The following is a 635-nucleotide window of genomic DNA, read 5'->3' as shown; positions in this document are numbered from 1 at the left end:
TTCAGCACCTATCACAGAAACATCCACTGCAAGTCCGGCACCGGCGAGCACCTCTAGTGACCAGACAATCAATGCCCCTATGGTCGGCACCTTCTACAAGGCGCCCTCACCTGACTCCGCCCCATTTGTTGAAGTTGGACAAAGCGTTAAGGCTGGCGATGTCTTGTGCATCATTGAAGCAATGAAAATGATGAACCAAATCGAGGCAGACCGAAGCGGCGTTATTCAGTCGATAGAAGTCAGTGACGGAGAACCTATCGAGTTCGATCAGATACTATTTACAATTGCATAAGGCTCGCAGGTAACACTGATGTTAAAAAAAGTTCTAATCGCTAATCGTGGCGAAATAGCCTTACGAATTCTACGCGCCTGCAAAGAGATCGGTATTCCTTCGGTCGCCGTACACTCCAAGGTTGATAGAGACCTTATGCACGTTCGCTTGGCAGACGAGTCAGTTTGTATTGGTAATAACAGCCCTGTCGAGAGCTACCTCAATATACCTGCAATAATCAGCGCCGCTGAAGTGACCAATGCTGTTGGCATTCATCCTGGCTACGGTTTTCTTGCTGAAAATGCTGACTTCGCAGAACAAGTCGAAAAGAGCGGCTTTACCTTCATTGGCCCCCCTGCCAGTG

The 635-nt window shown here is 48.7% G+C and carries 2 protein-coding genes; both read left to right on the top strand.

The features are described from left to right. Window positions 1-292: acetyl-CoA carboxylase biotin carboxyl carrier protein (gene accB / locus A3766_RS03455; protein ID WP_068641686.1), on the top strand; the 292-nt coding region annotated here is incomplete at its 5' end. An 18-nt stretch (window positions 293-310) separates the two neighbouring features. Then, window positions 311-635, top strand: a 325-nt coding sequence (locus tag A3766_RS03450) for a biotin carboxylase N-terminal domain-containing protein (protein ID WP_304440924.1), incomplete at its 3' end; no start/stop codon positions are given.

This window comes from Oleiphilus sp. HI0132 (assembly GCF_001635845.1).
Note: the sequence above shows the minus strand (reverse complement) of the source record. Positions and strands in the feature narration are given on the sequence as shown.